Origin of the sequence: Clostridium luticellarii, from assembly GCF_002995845.1 — a bacterium.
GTDB lineage: Bacteria > Bacillota > Clostridia > Clostridiales > Clostridiaceae > Clostridium_B > Clostridium_B luticellarii.
This window is the reverse complement of the sequence record NZ_PVXP01000063.1, coordinates 1-18,343: the sequence shown is the minus strand read 5'-3', so window position 1 is coordinate 18,343 and position 18,343 is coordinate 1. Positions and strand designations below refer to the sequence as shown.

Sequence of the window (18,343 nt, the reverse complement as noted above, 5' to 3'; positions counted from 1 at the left end):
ATCAGGTTAGGCTTATAATATTTAGTATTATGGCAGGAATAATAACTGGAGTATTATTTGATTTTTATAGATTAATAAGAGGATTTACCGGTTTAAATAAATTAGTGGTATTTGTAGAGGATACTTTATTTTGGATATTTACAGCTATAATTGTATTTGTATTTTTAATGTATACAAATTATGCTTACTTGAGAATGTATGTATATATTTTACTGGCAGTGGGCATATATTTATACTTGAAATTTTTTAGCTTTTTAATAATTAGATTTCATAGGAAATCATTTGAAGTATTGGGGAGGGTATTTAGAGTAATTTTAAACCTGATAATATATTTTTTCCAGTATATATTCTACATTGTTAAGAAAAAAAATAAAAAAAATTATAAAAATTAACTTGAAGAAAGTTGAAAATCAAATTACAATATAAATATAATGTTATTTGTGATAGTTAGAGGTAAAGTCATGTTCATATAGATATTCTACAATGTACAGAAGAGTCTTAATTAAAGAAACTGGTGATTAGCTTTGAAAATAAAAATTAAATGGAAGAATATATTTTTTCTATTATTAATTTTATACATAGGTTATATATTTATAAGCCAACAAATTATTATGCACAATATAAAAGAGCAGATAGCTGAAAGAAGAACCGATGAGCAGAGGGCAAAGGTAAAAAACCAGAGATTACAGGATGAAGTTAAAATGTCCGTATCTGACATGTATATAGAAAAATTGGCTAGAGAAAAATTGGGTCTTATTAAACAAGGTGAAACTCCTGTAATAAACAATAAGAACTGATAGTTTAATTATATTAGGAGAAACTATAGCAGAATTTCAGTTTATAATCTGCGGGATGATGGAGGATAAACGGCTGTGGAAGCAGGAAAATTTTTTGGGCAAGATCCAAGAAGTCCTACTCTATTGAAATTAAAAGAGTAAAAGTTTTAATTTATAGTATTATTTTTAAGGAGGAATATTTTTAATATGACCTTGAAGGCAGGAAACATACTAGAAGGTACAGTAGTTAATATTACTAGTTTTGGAGCCTTTGTAGAAGTTGAGGGTAAAACTGGATTAGTCCATATATCTGAAGTATCAGATACTTATGTTAAAAATATAAGGGACTATTTAAAGGAAAAGGACAAGGTGAAGGTTAAGGTAATTTCTATTGATGACAATGGTAAGATAAGTTTATCTATGAAGCAGGTGGAACAGGATAAAAAGAGTTTAAGACCTTTGGAAATAGACTGGCAGAAAGAAAACAATAAACAGAATCAAGGTAGTTTTGAGGATCGGCTGTCTAAGTTTTTAAAGGATAGTGAGGAGAGATTTCAGGATATAAAAAAACACCAGGATTCCAAAGGAAAAGGTTATAAGAAATCATCCAATTATTAGTGGCGTAATTTAAGAGGTCTGAAGAGGACCTCTTTTATTTAACTGCTGCAATGCTAAAAGTTTTACAAAATTGTTGACAATATTCTATTTATCATATATAATAACTTATGTCGTCAAATTGAGGGTGCTTTGAGTAATGCTGGAGTGGCGGAACAGGCAGACGCACAGGACTTAAAATCCTGCGGGCTTTAAAACCCGTACCGGTTCGATTCCGGTCTTCAGCACCAAAATAATGACGCGGGGTGGAGCAGCTGGTAGCTCGTCGGGCTCATAACCCGAAGGTCAGAGGTTCAAGTCCTTTCCCCGCAACCAAAATCTTAAGTAGTATATTGGGTTAATTTAGATAAAAAGAGTAACTTCATAATAGATGTAGGTTTTGTTTTGTTGTGATGTTTGTATAATAAGGTGGCAAAGGTAGATAATGTATAGAGCTTATAGTTCTAGGAAAGCTTTCAAGCCCGTATAGGTTGATTGTAGTTTTATCTTCAACATCGGAATAAATGACGCGGGGTGGAGCAGCTGGTAGCTCGTCGGGCTCATAACCCGAAGGTCAGAGGTTCAAATCCTTTCCCCGCAACCAATTGTATATAATATGGCGGAATAGCTCAGATGGCGAGAGCATTCGGTTCATACCCGAAGTGTCATAGGTTCAATTCCTATTTCCGCTACCAATATGAGGAACTTGTTAAATTTAACAAGTTCCTTTTTATATTTAAAGGACAAACATTTATACACAAAGTTCTACAGGGAGCTTTGTGTATTTTAGAGTGTAAGTAGAATTATAAACACTGTGAATAAATATTGCAGATTATATGTGGATAAAAAGCACGAAATGTGATTTTTTCAATGTAATTGTCTAAAATAAAAATTATAGAAAAAACATAGAAATAAATGTCCTAAAAAAAATATGGATACACCTCACCTTATGACATTTATTTCCATAAGACACTGCTATAATAAAGACAGTGATTTTATAGGGTGGGTGATATTGATGCAATACGGAGTAGAAGTGTTTCCTTATCAACGTACAAAGAAAGTAACGGATGAGGGGAAAAGGAGTAAATTCAAAAATTCAGACATTATAATTAGACTGGTGGTTTACTTTTTAGCAGGTTTCTTGGTTGGAAGGGTCATGATGGTAAATCTTATGGCACCTTTTGGAATAGCATTTTTAATGTCAATAGTGATATGCGAAAAACGAACACCTTCACTGGCAGCTGCTTTTGGTACGCTTCTTGGGTATATATCCATATATGGAAATGTAAAATATCTGCCAGTGTACTGTACAATAACTGTTACTTTAACTATTATAAATTATATCTTAAAAGATATTGGTAAGAATAAAAAGCTTGTTTTATTGCTTTCAATCATATTTTTAGAATTCTTTTTGTACAAGCTTCTTATAGTTAAGTATACTGCTGGAGTAGCTGTTTTCAATTCGGGTTTTGAAGTGGTGTGTGTTTTCTCAGTATATTATATTATTAATTATTCTATAATATGTTTTAAAAAATCAAATACAAGGCACTTGTACAGCAGTGAAGAAATAATCAGCATGGCTATAACAATATCTTTAATTATAGCGGGAACCTGGGGGACAAGCATAGCCGGTGTGTCCTTGAGGAATATAATAGCTTTGAGTTTTATTCTTATGTTAGGATATGTAAAGGGAAGTGCTTCAGGCGCAGCAGCAGGAGTTGCAATGGGAACTATAATAGGAGTTACATCTGATCAAATGATAACTTATACGGCGGTTTATGGATTGTGTGGACTTATATCAGGTGTGTTTAGAGAAACAGGCAAATGGATCAGCGGCTCGGCTTATATTGTGGCCTTTGCCATATTAAAGATGTATTCCAATGTAGGTACGCAATTTAAGATTATAGAGGTGATTGTAAGTTGTGTCATATTTTTAGCCGTGCCTAAGGTGATATATAAAAAGATGGAATTGGAGCTGGATTCCGAGAAAAAGCGGGAATATTTAAAAGAAAATTATGCAGATAAAATCAAATCCATTTTTGTAAAAAAATTAAACAGTTTCTCAAGTGTGCTTGTTAATATGTCGTCGGTTCTGGCCAGGTTAGCGGAGAATGACAAACTGGCCATGAAAAATAAGAGCAGCGCTCTTGTAGAAAACTTGGCAGACAGAGTTTGTTCAAGTTGTGACATGAAATCAATGTGTTGGAGAAGGGAAACTTTTTATACTTACAATGCATTTTCGGAATTGATACAAAACTACCAGGAGAATAAGAAACATATTCCACAAGAACTACAGAAAAAGTGTATTAAGAGAACTCTTCTTGTGAAAAATACTGAAGAGATTGTAAACAATTATATTGTAAATGAAATGTGGAGAATAAGGCTTGGAGAATGCAGGGAGCTTTTGGCATCACAGATAGAGAATATGGGTACAACGGTTACAGAAATAGCAGAAGATTTTCATTCTGATATAAAATTTAATCCTGAAGCAGAGAATAGTATTAGAAGAATTTTAAACAAAGAAAATATACATTATAAAGATGTGTTCTGTTTCAATGATAAAAAAGATCATCTTGTTGTAAATTTATCCATGGAGGCTTGTGGGGGAAAACAGAGGTGCATTAAAAATGTGCTTCCTCTTATAAACAGTGTGACGGGAAAATTAATGTGTATAAATGACAATGGGTGTAATATAGATTATTCTATAGGCAGCTGCAGTATAACTTTTGAAGAGACGCCTAAGTATCATATATCAGCTTATGTTAGTGAAAACTGCAAGGATGGTGAGAAATATAATGGGGATAGTTATAGATTTGGTAAATTGCCAGATGGAACATATATGACGGTAATAAGTGATGGTATGGGTTCAGGTCCTCAAGCAGGACAGGAGAGCAGTGCCACTGTCGAACTTATTGAAAAATTTGCCAATTCCGGATTTGATAAGATGACAGCTATTAGTACAGTGAATTCTATCATGGGAATGAAATTTACGGAATATGAAAAGTTTTCCACATTGGATCTCAGTAGTGTGGATTTATATGAAGGGGAAATAAATTTTATAAAAATGGGAGCGGCAGCTAGTTTTATAAAAAGAGGAGATGATATTATAGCCATAAAATCCAAAACTCTTCCAATAGGAATATTGGATAAGCCTGACATAGATATAACAGATAAGAGAATAATAAATGGTGACTTTATAATAATGGTAAGCGATGGAGTTCTTGACCATGATAGTGAGACTACAGGAAATTTTCAATGGATGGTGGAATTTCTAAAAAATTTAGATTGTACGGATCCAAAAGAAATGTGTCAAGAAATTATTGACAAAGCTAAAGAATTGTCAGGAGGAAAAATAAAAGATGATATGACAGTAATAGTTGAAAAGGTATATAGTCTTTATTGATACGACATGGTAAAATTTGATTTTTTTGTGATAAGAGTTAGGCTGTTGATAATTTATAGAATCAACAGCCTAAATGCAGGTATTCCACTTATTTAATGGTAAAAAATTATACATTTATGATATAATATATTAATATATCATTAAATGACTTTTATATTTGGGAAGTGCTTATTTTGATAGAATCTGTATTAAATACCATAAGAGAAAATAATATGTTTATCAGCGGGGATAGAGTAATAGTAGCGGTGTCAGGGGGGCCAGATTCTATATGCCTGCTGCATGTATTATATACTTTACGTGAAAAATTGAATATAACTTTGTTAGCGGCTCATGTAAATCACTGTCTCAGGGGTATAGAGGCGGACAAAGATGAATTATATGTAGAAAATTTTTGTAAAAATTTAGGCATTCAATTTAAAAGCCTGAAAATAGATATAAATAATGTGGCTAAAAACAGAAATATATCTTGTGAAAGTGCAGGAAGAGAGGAGAGATACAAATTTTTTAAAAAGCTTAAAATTGAATTTAATGCTCAGAAAATAGCTATAGCCCACAATGCAAATGATCAGGCTGAAACAATTTTGATGAGAATTATAAGAGGAGCAGGACTAAATGGCCTCGTTGGCATAAGGCCTGTACGGGATAATGTGTTTGTGAGACCGTTAATACATATCACAAGGGATGAAATTGAAAAATACTGCATTGACAGTGCACTTCATCCAAGAATTGATAAAACTAATTTTGAAACGGTATATTCTAGAAATAAAATAAGATTGGAACTCATACCATATATACAAAAGAATTTCAATCGGGATATAATTGAAGTATTAAATAGATTTTCGGATACAATAAAAGTGGATAATGATTATCTAGAACATATTTCACGAGAAAAATTTAAAAAATATTGTGACATAAAGCTAGAAAAGGTTATAATATCTAGGGAGGCATTTTTAGAGAAAGAGGCTATATTGACTAGAATAATTAGGTTTTCACTTGAGAGTGCAGTTGGAAGCTTGAAAGATTTTGAAAAAATTCATATAATTGGTATAATAGATATCCAAAAACATTCTACAGGTAAGGAATTAACGCTTCCACATAATATTTTTGCAATAAACAGTTATGGAAATATTATAATAAGAAAAAACAGTACAAGAACTCAGATACCTTGTGCTGAACAATATAAACTCAAAATTGGATATAATTATATTCCCAATATCAAATCAAAAATCTATGTAAAATTAATGGATCATAATCAATATATGCACTTTAATCAAAATAGATTTGTTGGATATTTTGATTATGATAAAGTAGAAGGAGATATAGTATTGAGAAATAGAAAGAGGGGAGATAGATTAATACCACTTGGGATGTCAGGAAATAAGAAGTTGAAGGATCTCTTTATAGACTTAAAGGTGGCCAAAGATAGGAGAGACAGCATTCCGCTAATATGTTTTGGAGACAAAATTGGATGGGTGGTCGGATATAGAATAAGTGAGCTTTTTAAGGTTGATAAAAATAGTAAAACTATTTTAGCTATAGGATTTGAAAGTGAGGAACTATAAAATATGAGCAATATAAGTGACGATATTAAGGAAATTTTACTCGATGAACAGACAATAAAGAGAAAAGTTAAAGAAATTGGAAGAAGAGTAAGTAAAGATTATGAAGGCGAGGATTTGATGCTCGTAGGCATATTAAAAGGCTCTGTCCCATTTATGGCAGATTTGCTTAGAGAGATAACTATCCCGTGTACCATGGACTTCATGGCGGTTTCCAGTTATGGAAATTCCACAAGTAGTTCAGGTGTTGTGAGAATACTAAAAGATTTGGATCATGAAATAGAAAATAAACATGTGCTGATAGTTGAGGATATTATAGATTCTGGCATAACTTTAGCGTACTTAGTTGATTATCTAAAGGGAAGAAAAGCTAAAAGTATAGAAATAGCCTGCCTTTTAAATAAAGCAGAGAGAAGAAAGATCAATGTTAAGGCTAAATATATAGGATTTGAAGTCCCTGATTATTTCTTAGTAGGATACGGTTTGGATTATGCAGAAAAATACAGAAATTTTCCATACGTTGGTATATTGAAGGAGGAAGTTTACAAATAATTAGAATCAAAATTTATTGTAAAGAAATATTACTTATGATACAATTTTACAGTATTAAACTAGAAAGAGAGGGGGGCCTTTAATGAAAAAATTTTCAAGTGCAACGGCCTGGGTTATAGTTTTCATATTAGTAATTCTTGCTGCATTACTATTAGTAAGAACCAATGATACTTCTGTATCCATTAGTTTTAATGATTTTCAAAAATATTGGTTAAATAACAATGTAAAAAGTTTTCAACTTAGAGAAGATAAAATGACAGTCCAGGGTAGCTTAAAAAATGGAACACCTTATGAGACTGTAGTTCCATCCGAAAGATTATTTCAGTTTATAGGAGAACATCCTAAAGACGGTGAAGTTCAAGAGATGTATGTTAAGCCAGCTACAATGCCTATGTGGGTGCAGTATTTGCCTACAGTGCTTGTGATACTTATGCTTGTAGCATTTTGGTTCATGTTCATGCAGCAATCTCAAGGTGGTGGAGGGAACCGGAATGTTATGAATTTTGGAAAGAGCAGGGCCAAGATGGCACCACCGGACAAGAAAAAAGTAACTTTTGCAGATGTTGCGGGAGCAGATGAAGAAAAAGAAGAACTGGCGGAAATAGTGGATTTCCTGAAGCAGCCTAAGAGATATATAGAGATGGGAGCTAGAATACCGAAGGGAGTTTTGCTTGTAGGACCTCCTGGAACCGGTAAAACACTTTTGGCTAAGGCCATATCTGGTGAGGCGGGAGTACCCTTTTTTAGTATATCCGGTTCTGATTTTGTAGAGATGTTTGTAGGTGTAGGTGCTTCCAGAGTAAGGGATTTATTTGATCAGGCAAAGAAAAATTCTCCTTGTATAGTGTTTATAGATGAAATAGATGCAGTTGGACGACAAAGAGGAGCTGGACTTGGTGGAGGGCATGATGAAAGAGAACAGACTCTGAATCAGCTGTTAGTTGAGATGGATGGATTTGGAGCTAATGAAGGAATAATAATGATAGCTGCTACCAATAGACCAGATATATTGGATCCAGCACTACTGAGACCTGGTAGATTTGACAGGCAGATACTGGTAGGTGCTCCAGATGTAAAGGGAAGAGAAGAAATATTGAAGGTCCATTCCAGAAACAAACATCTATCGGATGAAGTGAAACTGGATATTCTAGCTAAGAGAACACCAGGATTTACAGGTGCTGATTTGGAGAATCTTATGAATGAATCCGCTCTTTTGGCAGTTAGAAAAAATAAAACTTTAATTGGAATGGATGAATTGGAAGAAGCAGTAACCAGAGTTATAGCAGGACCTGAAAAGAAGAGCAGGGTCATTGACGAAGAGGATAGAAGACTTACTGCATACCACGAAGCAGGTCATGCAGTGGTTATGAAACTTTTGCCTAATTCAGATCCGGTTCACCAGATAAGTATAATACCTAGAGGAATGGCTGGTGGATATACTATGCATCTACCTGAAAAAGATAGTTCTTATATGTCAAAAGCAAAACTGGAAGATGAGATTGTAGGACTTCTGGGAGGAAGAGTGGCAGAAAAATTGGTTATTGGTGACATAAGTACTGGAGCTAAGAATGATATTGAAAGAGCTACCACTATAGCCAGGAAAATGGTAATGGATTATGGAATGAGTGATTTGGGACCTATTGCTTTTGGATCAGGGCATGATGAGGTATTTTTGGGAAGAGATTTGGGTAAGGGGAAAAATTACAGTGAAGAAGTGGCCTTTGAGATAGATAAGGAAATAAGAAAGCTTATAGATGAAGGATATAATAAAGCTGAAAAGCTCCTCTCACAAAATATGAACAGATTAAAAGCTGTGGCTGAAAAGCTTCTGGAAAAGGAAAAGCTTGAGGCAAATGAATTTGAAGAAGTTTTTGCGCAGGCTTGATTAAATATAATATATAAAAACTCCTGTGTACACAGGAGTTTTTATATATTATTTAAAGTTTTTGCCAGTTAAAATATTTAAAAAATCACATTACAGTGATATAATGATTTATGTATTTTACAAGCGGAAATCTATATGAAATGAGATGATTGTAATGGAATTCAATTTAAGAGAAGGTATTACTTCTACTATGGAAATATATATAACTGAAAATGATACGGCAAAAAAAATGGGTTCGGGTAATTTGAATGTATTTGCCACTCCTGCTATGATAGCGCTTATTGAAAATACATGTAAAAATTGTGTAGATCTCCATCTCCCTTCAGGATATACTACGGTAGGAATAGAGGTAAACGTAAAACATATTAAGCCATCACCAGTAGGTGTAAAAGTTAGATGTGAGGCGGTGCTCCAAAAGATTGACAGAAAGAAATTATTTTTTAAAGTTGAGGCCTGGGATAATACGGGTAAAATTGGAGAGGGATCTCATGTCAGGTATATAGTAAATAGTGAAAACTTCATGAAAAAAATGCAATAGAAAAATGAAAACAATTTGTCTTGACAAATAGAATTTTATTGATACAATTAGATTGTAATTTTGACAAAAAATGATTAATTCTAGAGCAGCTTTAAAGCTGCTCTAGAATTATGTATATTATGGATAAAATAATAGATGTAATGATTTTGTTTAGAAAGATGGTGTTTGTTTAGTGATTTTGGTTTTGGATGTAGGTAATACCAATATTGTTTTGGGGATATATGATGGTGATGCCCTTATTTCAGTTTGGAGATTATCTACAAATGATAAAAGGACAGCAGATGAATACGGAGTTCAGGTAATGGAATTGTTTTTACAAGATAAACTAAATTTGACAGATATAAAAGGGGCAATAATATCTTCAGTAGTACCCAATATCATGTATTCCCTGGAGCATATGGTAACAAAATATTTTCAGGTTATTCCAGTTGTTGTCGGACCGGGAGTTAAAACTGGAATAAATGTGAGGTATGATAACCCAAGAGAGGTGGGAGCAGACAGGATAGTAAATGCAGTGGCAGCCCATGAAATATATAAAAGATCTATAATTATAATAGACTTTGGTACAGCTACTACATTTTGTGCAGTTACCGCTAAGGGAGATTATCTGGGAGGAGCTATATGTCCGGGAATAAAAATATCTTCCGATGCGCTATTTGAAAAAGCTGCAAAACTTCCCAGAGTAGAAATTGTTAAACCATCTGGGGTAATATGTAAAAACACTGTTTCCAGTATACAAGCGGGTATAGTATATGGGTATATTGGCCAGGTGGACTATATAGTCAAAAAAATGAAAAAGGAAATGATGGATTTAGGTGAAGAAGAACCTTTTGTAATAGCTACAGGAGGACTTGCCAAGCTTATAAAAGAGGAATCTAAATCCATAGATATAATTGATTCCATATTGACATTGACAGGACTAAGGATAATTTATGACAAAAATAAGGAGCCGGTGTCTTAATGAAAATAGGAGAAATAGAATTTCCCAATAATTTATTTCTAGCCCCTATGGCAGGTGTTACAGATAGAGCCTTTAGAGAAATATGCAGAGAAATGCAGTGTGGCTTTGCATATACGGAGATGATAAGTGCTAAGGCTCTATTTTACAAGAATAAAAGAACTCAGGATATGTTTCTTGTTTCTCCTGAAGAGGGCTGTATAGGTGTGCAGATATTTGGAAGTGATCCAGCTGTAATGGCTAAGACCTGTGATTTTTTCAATGATAATAAGAAAATTGTTCTGGTGGATATAAATATGGGATGTCCAGCACATAAGATAGTAAAAAATGGAGATGGATCTGCCCTTATGAAAGATCCACTACTTGCATCGCAAATAGTGAAGGAAGTGAAAAGGGCTTCTTTAAAGCCTGTTACTGTAAAGATGAGAATAGGATTTGATGAAGATAATATAAATGTAATAGATTTTGCTAAAATCATGGAACAATCTGGGGTTGATGCCATAACTATCCATGGAAGAACCAGTACCCAAATGTATACTGGCAAAGCCAATTGGGATATAATATGTAAAGTAAAAAGAGCAGTGAAAATTCCTGTAATCGGTAATGGAGATATATTTACAGTGCAGGACGCAGAGGAGATATTTAATAAAACACAATGTGATGGAATAATGATTGGAAGAGGAGCTATGGGAAACCCGTGGATATTCAGCCAGATACAGCAGTATATTAATGACATTCCAGTGAAATATCCTACTCCTGTCGAAAAAATTGATATGTGCATAAGACATTATAAAAAATCAATTTGCTATAATGGGGAGAATAGAGCTGTTAAAGAAATGAGAAAACACGTGGCCTGGTATATAAGAGGATTAAAAAATAGTAAAGAGATAAAGGATAAAATAAATTATGAAAAGAACAGCGAAAAGGTATTTGAAATTTTATATAAATATAAATCCCTATTGTAATTTTTGATTTGTAAGGAGAATAAAATATTATTGTAACTAATTTTAAGAGAGATAATAGATGTGAGAACTGTTTTGTATGCTAAATCTGATAGAAATATATTTTATAATGACAACAGTTTCTGGGGAAAAGTAAAAGACAGGTTTAAGATAAGAATAAAGGAAAAACTCTTTATAAAGGAATTTGGACTGAAAATTAAAGTTGTAGAATTTCCTCTAAATATTAATTTGAATTCCTATAAAAATAATATTTCAAGAGCAAAAAGAATATCCAGAGCAGAGGATATACAGTTGGCACCTAAAACATATAGATATTTTGATTATAATTTATATAATAGGTTTCAAAGGGAATTAATGGCTTTCAGCGTTGTAGCAAGTTCAAAAATCATACTTAGAAATAGAAGAAAGAGTATAAGGCATAGCTGTATGGTTGTTTATGATGCTTCAGAGCCTATTTTATTTGACACTATATGTTTTTTGGCGAAAGAAGCCAAATTTATAGTTCTGCTTTCCAGGGATATTGTAAAGATAAATGAACTCAGACAATATATTACAGCAAATTATGGAGTGACACCTATAATTACATCTGACATAGATTTTTCTTTTAAAAGTGCAGATTTTATTATAACTTCTAGAAAGATAAATGGAAATGCTAAAGCATATATATGGTATTTAGATAATAGTTATATACCTTGTTATAAAAATAATATTATAGTAAATGATATTGGATATAGGATTCCGTGGAATTTTAAATATGAAAATATATCTTTTGAACTTTTAGGATCCATACTTTGTCAGCTGGGTGAAAAAAATGTGGAAAAATCCTTGATCCAAAATGGCATATTTTTAGATAAAATAAAATTTAACAGTGATGAACTGATTTTATAGGAAATTTAAGTACGTTGACATTATGTATATGCTGTTTTATAATTACTTAAATGATAATTGAGAAGAGTAATAAAGTTAAAATATTATGAGATTATGGGTGAGTTTTATATAATTATTAAAAGGGGAGAGCAGAATGAGCGCATTAAAAAAATATGTGATGACCTATGAGGGAATAAAAAAACTTGAACAGGAACTGGAGAATCTAAAAACAGTCAAAAGGAAAGAAATTACTGAAAAGATTAGAGTAGCTCTTTCGTTTGGAGATCTAAGTGAAAATTCAGAGTATGATAGTGCTAAAAATGAACAAGCATTTGTAGAGGGAAGAATAGTTCAACTTGAAAATATGCTGAAAAATGCTACTATAATAGATGAGGATGAAATCCCATCGGATGTGGTGAGTGTAGGTTCCATTGTAAAGTTAAAAGATTATGATTTTGATGAAGAAGTTGAATATTTAATTGTAGGATCTGCAGAGGCAGATCCAGTTAATAATAAAATATCAAATGAGTCACCTGTAGGTAAAGGACTAGTGGGAAAAAGAGTGGGAGATATACTTGAGATACAGATTCCTGATGGTGTCAGCAAATATGAAATACTAAGCATAAGAAGATAATTGGAGGGTAATATTCATGTCAAAAGACCAAAAGAACATACAGATACGGGAAGAAAACGCTAACGAGCTCACAAAAGAAAGACTGGAAAAATTGGCGGCCTTGAAAGAAGAGGGAAAAGATCCTTTTGAAGTTTATAAGGTAGAGAGAACCCATACTTCTGAAGAAGTGAGAAATAATTATGAGACTCTGGAGGGAAAAGATGTAACTGTTGCGGGAAGGCTGATATCAAAGAGAGTTCATGGTAAGGCCGGATTTTCGGATTTATATGACAGGTATGGAAAAATTCAGCTGTATATAAAGATAAATGATGTGGGTGAAGATAAGCTCAAGGAATATAAATCCTATGATATAGGTGATATTTTATCCGTAACAGGCAGGGTATTTAAGACTAAAACCGGTGAAATAACGATTCATATTACAGATTTTCAGTTGGTATCCAAATCTTTAAAACCTCTTCCAGAAAAATGGCATGGGCTCAAGGATCCGGATTTAAAGTACAGACAAAGATATGTGGATTTGATAATAAATCAAGAAGTCAGAGATACTTTTTTGAAGAGAACTGCCATTATAAAAGCTATGAGGCAATTTTTAGATGAAAAGAACTTTATAGAAGTGGAAACTCCTATACTTTCTTCTATAGCTGGAGGTGCGGCTGCAAAGCCTTTTATAACTCATCATAATGCCCTGGATATAGATATGTATCTGAGAATTGCAACTGAATTGTATTTGAAGAGGTTGATAGTTGGTGGATTTGAAAAAGTATATGAGATAGGCAAGAATTTTAGAAATGAAGGTATAGATATAAGGCACAATCCTGAGTTCACAGCTATGGAACTGTATGAAGCTTTTGCCGATTATAATGATATGATGGAATTGACTGAAAATATGATAGCTTATATATGTGAAAAAGTGCTGGGAACTACAAATGTTGTATATGAGGATACTGAAATAGATTTTAAGCCTCCCTGGAAAAGGATCACCATGGTGGATGCGGTTAAAGAATTTACAGGAATAGACTTCGATGAAATAGAAACTGATGAAGAGGCCAGGAAAATTGCGGGTGATAAAAATATTGAACTGAAGAAGGCACTGGGGGATTGTACAAAGGGAGATATATTGGATGCTGTATTTGAAGAATTTTGTGAAGAAAAATTCATTCAGCCTACTTTTGTGCTGGATTATCCAGTGGAAATATCTCCATTGACTAAGAAAAAGAGAGGAAATGACAAGTTCACAGAACGATTCGAAGGTTTTGTTTTTGGAAGAGAAATATGCAACGCCTATTCGGAATTAAATGATCCTATAGTACAGAGGGAAAGATTTGTGCAGCAGTTGAAGGAAAGAGAACTGGGTGATGATGAGGCATATATGATGGATGAAGACTTTATAAATGCCTTGGAAATAGGGATGCCTCCAACCGGCGGTCTTGGAATAGGAGTAGATAGACTTATAATGTTTTTGACCAATTCATCCTCAATAAGAGATGTAATACTTTTTCCTACAATGAAACCAAGTCAGCAGCAGTAAGTTTGATCATAACAACCTTAGCTATTTTTATTAAAAGTGAATAGGTGAAAATTAGTGTAAAAAACAGGGCCTTTTAGTTTAAAAGCCTTGTTTTTTACAATGTAATTTCAAATTTGTTGTTTTTTAGAGTACAAATATATTGCAATTTTAAAATTGCATGATATAATTATACGTGTGAGTTGTTCCGTGGTAGCTCAATGGTTGAGCATTCGGCTGTTAACCGAAGGGTTGGAGGTTCGAGCCCTCTCCACGGAGCCATTTTATGTTTGGTTTAGTAGCTTAATGTTTACATTTGTCTGTAGTAGTGTATAATGAAATTCATATAAATAATTTAATAGTAAGGCTATGATGAAGAATAGTAACATTATAGATTTCTCAAGAGAAGTTGTGGATGGTGCAAACAACGAAATTTTTTTGTGAAGGAACTTTTGAGCTGAATGTTTCAAAGATGAGCTTGTGCTAAAAAGGGTGGAACCGCGGAGATAATTCGTCCCTTTGCAGTAAGCCCTTTTTTTATACCTAAAATTGCATTTGATATTTTACAGATGATTAAAAATATAATAATTGTAGAGAGGAGAAATATATAACATGGCTTTTGAAAAAACTATGGATAAGGTAGTAGCTTTAGCTAAGAATAGAGGATTTGTATATCCGGGTTCAGATATATATGGAGGACTTGCCAATACATGGGATTATGGGCCTATTGGAGTTGAACTGAAAAACAATGTGAAAAAGGCCTGGTGGAAAAAATTTGTTCATGAAAATGAACACAATGTAGGAATAGACTGCGCAATACTCATGAACAGCGAAGTTTGGGTGGCATCAGGTCATGTAGGAAATTTTACTGATCCACTTATGGATTGTAAAGAGTGTAAATCCAGGTTCAGAGCGGATAAATTAGTTGAGGAGCACATGACTGCGAAGGGAATAGAAAAGGCCAGCGCAGATGGATGGAGTAACGAGAAGCTAAAAAAGTATATAGATGATAATAATATTGTCTGTCCTAGCTGCGGCAAAAAGAATTTTACGGATATCAGGCAGTTCAATCTTATGTTTAAAACATTTCAGGGAGTTACAGAAGATTCAAAATCAGAGATATATTTAAGGCCTGAGACTGCTCAGGGCATATTTGTAAATTTTAAAAATGTGCAGAGAACCAGCAGGAAAAAGATACCTTTTGGCATAGCTCAAATAGGTAAGGCTTTTAGGAATGAAATAACTCCGGGGAATTTCACTTTTAGGACCAGAGAATTCGAGCAAATGGAACTTGAATTTTTCTGCAAACCGGGAAGTGATTTAGAATGGCATAGTTATTGGAAGGATTACTGCTGGAAATTTCTATTGGATCTTGGCATAACAGAAGAAAATATAAGGTTTAGAGATCATGATAAAGAAGAACTTTCCCATTACAGCAATGCTACTTCTGATATTGAATATCTATTTCCTTTTGGATGGGGAGAACTTTGGGGTATAGCGGATAGAACTGATTATGATTTGACCCAACATCAAAATCATTCGGGTAAAGATATGACTTACATGGATCCAATAACTAAGGAGAAATATATACCTTATTGTATAGAACCATCTGTGGGAGCAGACAGGGCAGTACTTGCATTTCTGGTTGATGCCTATGATGAGGAAGAACTTGAAGGGGGAGATGTAAGAACGGTATTGCATTTTAATCCTGTAATAGCTCCTTTTAAAGCAGCTGTTCTCTGCCTCAGCAAAAAATTGTCGGAAAAATCACTGGAAGTTTACAATATGCTGAAGAAAGATTTCAATGTGGACTATGATGATGCAGGGAGTATAGGCAAGAGATACCGAAGAGAAGATGAGATTGGAACCCCTTACTGTATAACGGTGGATTTTGATACTATGAAAGATAATACTGTTACTATAAGAGATAGAGATACCATGGAACAGTTTAGAATTAAAATAGAGGAACTGAAAGGATTTATAGAAGAAAAGATAAAGTTTTAATCACATGCCGTACTGATTTTATACAGTGGTTTCTGAATTATAAATTAGTACGGTATATTTATGCTCTCTGAAATTAAAATAAAATACAAAAGAAATTTACCGAATAGTGAACTATTCGGTAAATTAGGGTTTAATCATGGGGATATGTTATATGTTTAATTAAAACTTGGGGAATTATATTAATGTTTCCTTACGGCACATTCATAGTATAGCACAGCAACATAATAACTTTCAATAGATAATAATAAAGTTGTTATATTAAATATTTTCTCATAATTTCGACTATAATCGACACTTTCTAGTATTCTGGTTACGGAGAATACAGTAAACATATTTTTATATTAAAATCTTTCATATACTGGGAGTATATTATTTTACAATGGGTTGTGCTATTATATAATCGAAATACAAATTATTGTAATAGATCTGGTGTGGAGGTAATTTTATGAAAAAGGATTTTAGGGATTTCGAGAAATTTATAAGAGGTAAAAAAACAGCGGTAGTTGGTATAGGTGTGAGTAACAGGCCCTTGATTAACTTCTTGCTGGATTTAGGGGCGGAGATTACTGCTTTTGATAGAAAAGATGAGGAACAACTGGGGGAAATAGCAGAAGAATTTAGGAGAAAAAATATAAAGCTTGTATTGGGTGAAGATTACCTTCATAGTTTAAATAGTTTTCAGGTGATATTTAAGACACCCTCTATGAGAATAGATAATCCATATCTTGTAAAGGCCAGGCAGGAGGGTGCATATATAACTTCTGAAATGGAAGAATTCATTAAGTATTGCCCTGGAAAGGTGTATGGAGTAACAGGAAGTGACGGTAAGACTACTACGACAACTATTATATATAATATTTTAAAAGGCCGTGGGTATAGGACTTGGGTTGGGGGGAATATAGGAACTCCACTATTTTCCAGAATAAAGGAAATGAAAAGTGAGGATAAAGTTGTGTTGGAGCTGTCCAGTTTTCAATTAATGACCATGAATGTATCACCTGAGGTTGCAGTTATAACAAATATCAGTCCCAATCATCTGGATATTCATAAAGATATGGATGAATATATAAATGCTAAGAAAAATATATTTAGATATCAGGACAAAAATGCTCTATTAGTATTAAATAGAGATAATGATATAGTGAATTTAATGGTATCAGAGGCCCCAGGGAATGTAAGACAATTTAGCAGTAGGAGAGTTTTAAATAAAGGAGGGTATCTAAAAGGTGGCAGTCTGTATATAGATGAGGATGAAGTATGCAAATTAGAAGAAGTAAAAATAAAAGGAATGCATAATGTAGAAAATTTTTTAGCGGCTTTTTGTGCAGTAAAGGATGAGGTAAGTATTGAGAATATGAAAAAGGTAGCTGTTAATTTTTCCGGTGTGGAGCATAGATGTGAATTTGTGAGGACTGTAGATGGAATAAAATACTATAACGACTCCATTGCTTCAAGTCCTACTAGAACTTTGGCCGGACTTAAGGCTTTTGAAAAGCCTGTCGTATTGATAGCAGGTGGGTATGATAAAAAAATACCTTTTGATGTTCTGGCAGAAGAGGGATACAAGAAGATAAAGATTTTAATACTCATGGGTGCTACAAAAAATAAAATAAAAAAGGCTTTTGATAAATTGAGAGACGAAAAAGGAATTAATGTACCAATATTTATGGTTGAGTCTTTACTTGATGCAGTTAATAAGGCTAGGGAGTTGGCAGAGAAGGGAGATATTATTACTCTTTCACCTGCTTGTGCCAGCTTTGATATGTTTCCCAATTTTGAAGTTAGAGGCAACAGTTTCAAAAAAATAGTGAATGAACTTTAATCTCAGCAGTCAGTCATATGTGAAAACTGTATTTCCCAATATGGCTGATTGCCTTGTATTTAAGGATAACATGACCTAGCGTATCAGTATATGAATAATCGAGTAAAAAAGACAATAAAGTTGAAAATGAAGGATAAATTAGTCTAAAGAGTGCATACTATAAAGAAAATAGGAGAAAATATGATAGAATATCAACTGTTGTCATGAAGCAGAGAAACAATAGGTTAAGTCAAAGAATTTCAAATTTTTATATTTTGAAAAATAAAAAAAATTGAAAAAATATTG

At 33.2% G+C, this 18,343-nt stretch carries 15 protein-coding genes and 5 tRNA genes; all 20 read left to right on the top strand.

Going from position 1 to position 18,343, the window contains the following annotated elements:
- The coding region (gene yabQ, locus CLLU_RS14965; RefSeq protein ID WP_106010588.1) for a spore cortex biosynthesis protein YabQ at positions 1-392 on the top strand (392 nt) is incomplete at its 5' end.
- 132 nt (positions 393-524) lie between these two features.
- Positions 525-797 (top strand): FtsB family cell division protein, encoded by a 273-nt coding sequence (locus CLLU_RS14960; RefSeq protein ID WP_106010587.1) that lies wholly within the window; start codon positions 525-527, stop codon positions 795-797.
- A gap of 186 nt (positions 798-983) precedes the next feature.
- Positions 984-1,394, top strand: a complete 411-nt coding sequence (locus CLLU_RS14955) for a S1 domain-containing RNA-binding protein (RefSeq protein ID WP_106010586.1) — start codon at positions 984-986, stop codon at positions 1,392-1,394.
- A 138-nt stretch (positions 1,395-1,532) separates the two neighbouring features.
- Positions 1,533-1,621: transfer RNA gene (locus CLLU_RS14950), tRNA-Leu, on the top strand.
- Positions 1,622-1,630: 9 nt separating this feature from the next.
- Positions 1,631-1,706: transfer RNA gene (locus CLLU_RS14945), tRNA-Met, on the top strand.
- Positions 1,707-1,898: 192 nt separating this feature from the next.
- Positions 1,899-1,974, top strand: a tRNA-Met gene (locus CLLU_RS14940).
- A gap of 14 nt (positions 1,975-1,988) precedes the next feature.
- Positions 1,989-2,065, top strand: a tRNA-Met gene (locus CLLU_RS14935).
- A 320-nt stretch (positions 2,066-2,385) separates the two neighbouring features.
- Positions 2,386-4,773: a stage II sporulation protein E gene (spoIIE, locus tag CLLU_RS14930; RefSeq protein WP_106010585.1), complete on the top strand. Its 2,388-nt coding sequence runs from the start codon at positions 2,386-2,388 to the stop codon at positions 4,771-4,773.
- A gap of 173 nt (positions 4,774-4,946) precedes the next feature.
- The gene (tilS, locus tag CLLU_RS14925; RefSeq protein WP_106010584.1) at positions 4,947-6,335 is read left to right on the top strand and encodes a tRNA lysidine(34) synthetase TilS; all 1,389 of its coding nucleotides are present in this window, start codon (positions 4,947-4,949) and stop codon (positions 6,333-6,335) included.
- 3 nt (positions 6,336-6,338) lie between these two features.
- On the top strand, positions 6,339-6,884 hold the full coding sequence (hpt, locus tag CLLU_RS14920; RefSeq protein ID WP_106010583.1) for a hypoxanthine phosphoribosyltransferase: 546 nt from the start codon (positions 6,339-6,341) through the stop codon (positions 6,882-6,884).
- An 82-nt stretch (positions 6,885-6,966) separates the two neighbouring features.
- Entirely contained in the window at positions 6,967-8,769 is a 1,803-nt protein-coding gene (gene ftsH, locus CLLU_RS14915; RefSeq protein ID WP_106010582.1) for an ATP-dependent zinc metalloprotease FtsH, read from the top strand.
- A gap of 154 nt (positions 8,770-8,923) precedes the next feature.
- Entirely contained in the window at positions 8,924-9,307 is a 384-nt protein-coding gene (locus tag CLLU_RS14910) for a thioesterase family protein (RefSeq protein WP_106010581.1), read from the top strand.
- A 172-nt stretch (positions 9,308-9,479) separates the two neighbouring features.
- Positions 9,480-10,268 (top strand): type III pantothenate kinase, encoded by a 789-nt coding sequence (locus tag CLLU_RS14905; RefSeq protein ID WP_106010580.1) that lies wholly within the window; start codon positions 9,480-9,482, stop codon positions 10,266-10,268.
- Entirely contained in the window at positions 10,268-11,230 is a 963-nt protein-coding gene (dusB, locus tag CLLU_RS14900; protein WP_106010579.1) for a tRNA dihydrouridine synthase DusB, read from the top strand. Before CLLU_RS14905 ends, dusB begins: the two co-directional genes overlap by 1 nt.
- Positions 11,231-11,290: 60 nt before the next feature.
- On the top strand, positions 11,291-12,115 hold the full coding sequence (locus CLLU_RS14895) for a hypothetical protein (RefSeq protein ID WP_106010578.1): 825 nt from the start codon (positions 11,291-11,293) through the stop codon (positions 12,113-12,115).
- Positions 12,116-12,248: 133 nt separating this feature from the next.
- Positions 12,249-12,728 (top strand): transcription elongation factor GreA, encoded by a 480-nt coding sequence (gene greA / locus CLLU_RS14890; RefSeq protein WP_106010577.1) that lies wholly within the window; start codon positions 12,249-12,251, stop codon positions 12,726-12,728.
- Between the two features lie 16 nt (positions 12,729-12,744).
- Complete coding sequence (gene lysS / locus CLLU_RS14885; protein WP_106010576.1) at positions 12,745-14,256, top strand: lysine--tRNA ligase; 1,512 nt, start codon at positions 12,745-12,747, stop codon at positions 14,254-14,256.
- 183 nt (positions 14,257-14,439) lie between these two features.
- A tRNA-Asn gene (locus CLLU_RS14880) sits at positions 14,440-14,514 on the top strand.
- Positions 14,515-14,844: 330 nt separating this feature from the next.
- On the top strand, positions 14,845-16,236 hold the full coding sequence (locus tag CLLU_RS14875; RefSeq protein WP_106010575.1) for a glycine--tRNA ligase: 1,392 nt from the start codon (positions 14,845-14,847) through the stop codon (positions 16,234-16,236).
- A gap of 445 nt (positions 16,237-16,681) precedes the next feature.
- Positions 16,682-18,058 (top strand): UDP-N-acetylmuramoyl-L-alanine--D-glutamate ligase, encoded by a 1,377-nt coding sequence (gene murD, locus CLLU_RS14870; RefSeq protein ID WP_106010574.1) that lies wholly within the window; start codon positions 16,682-16,684, stop codon positions 18,056-18,058.
- Positions 18,059-18,343 lie beyond the last annotated feature (285 nt).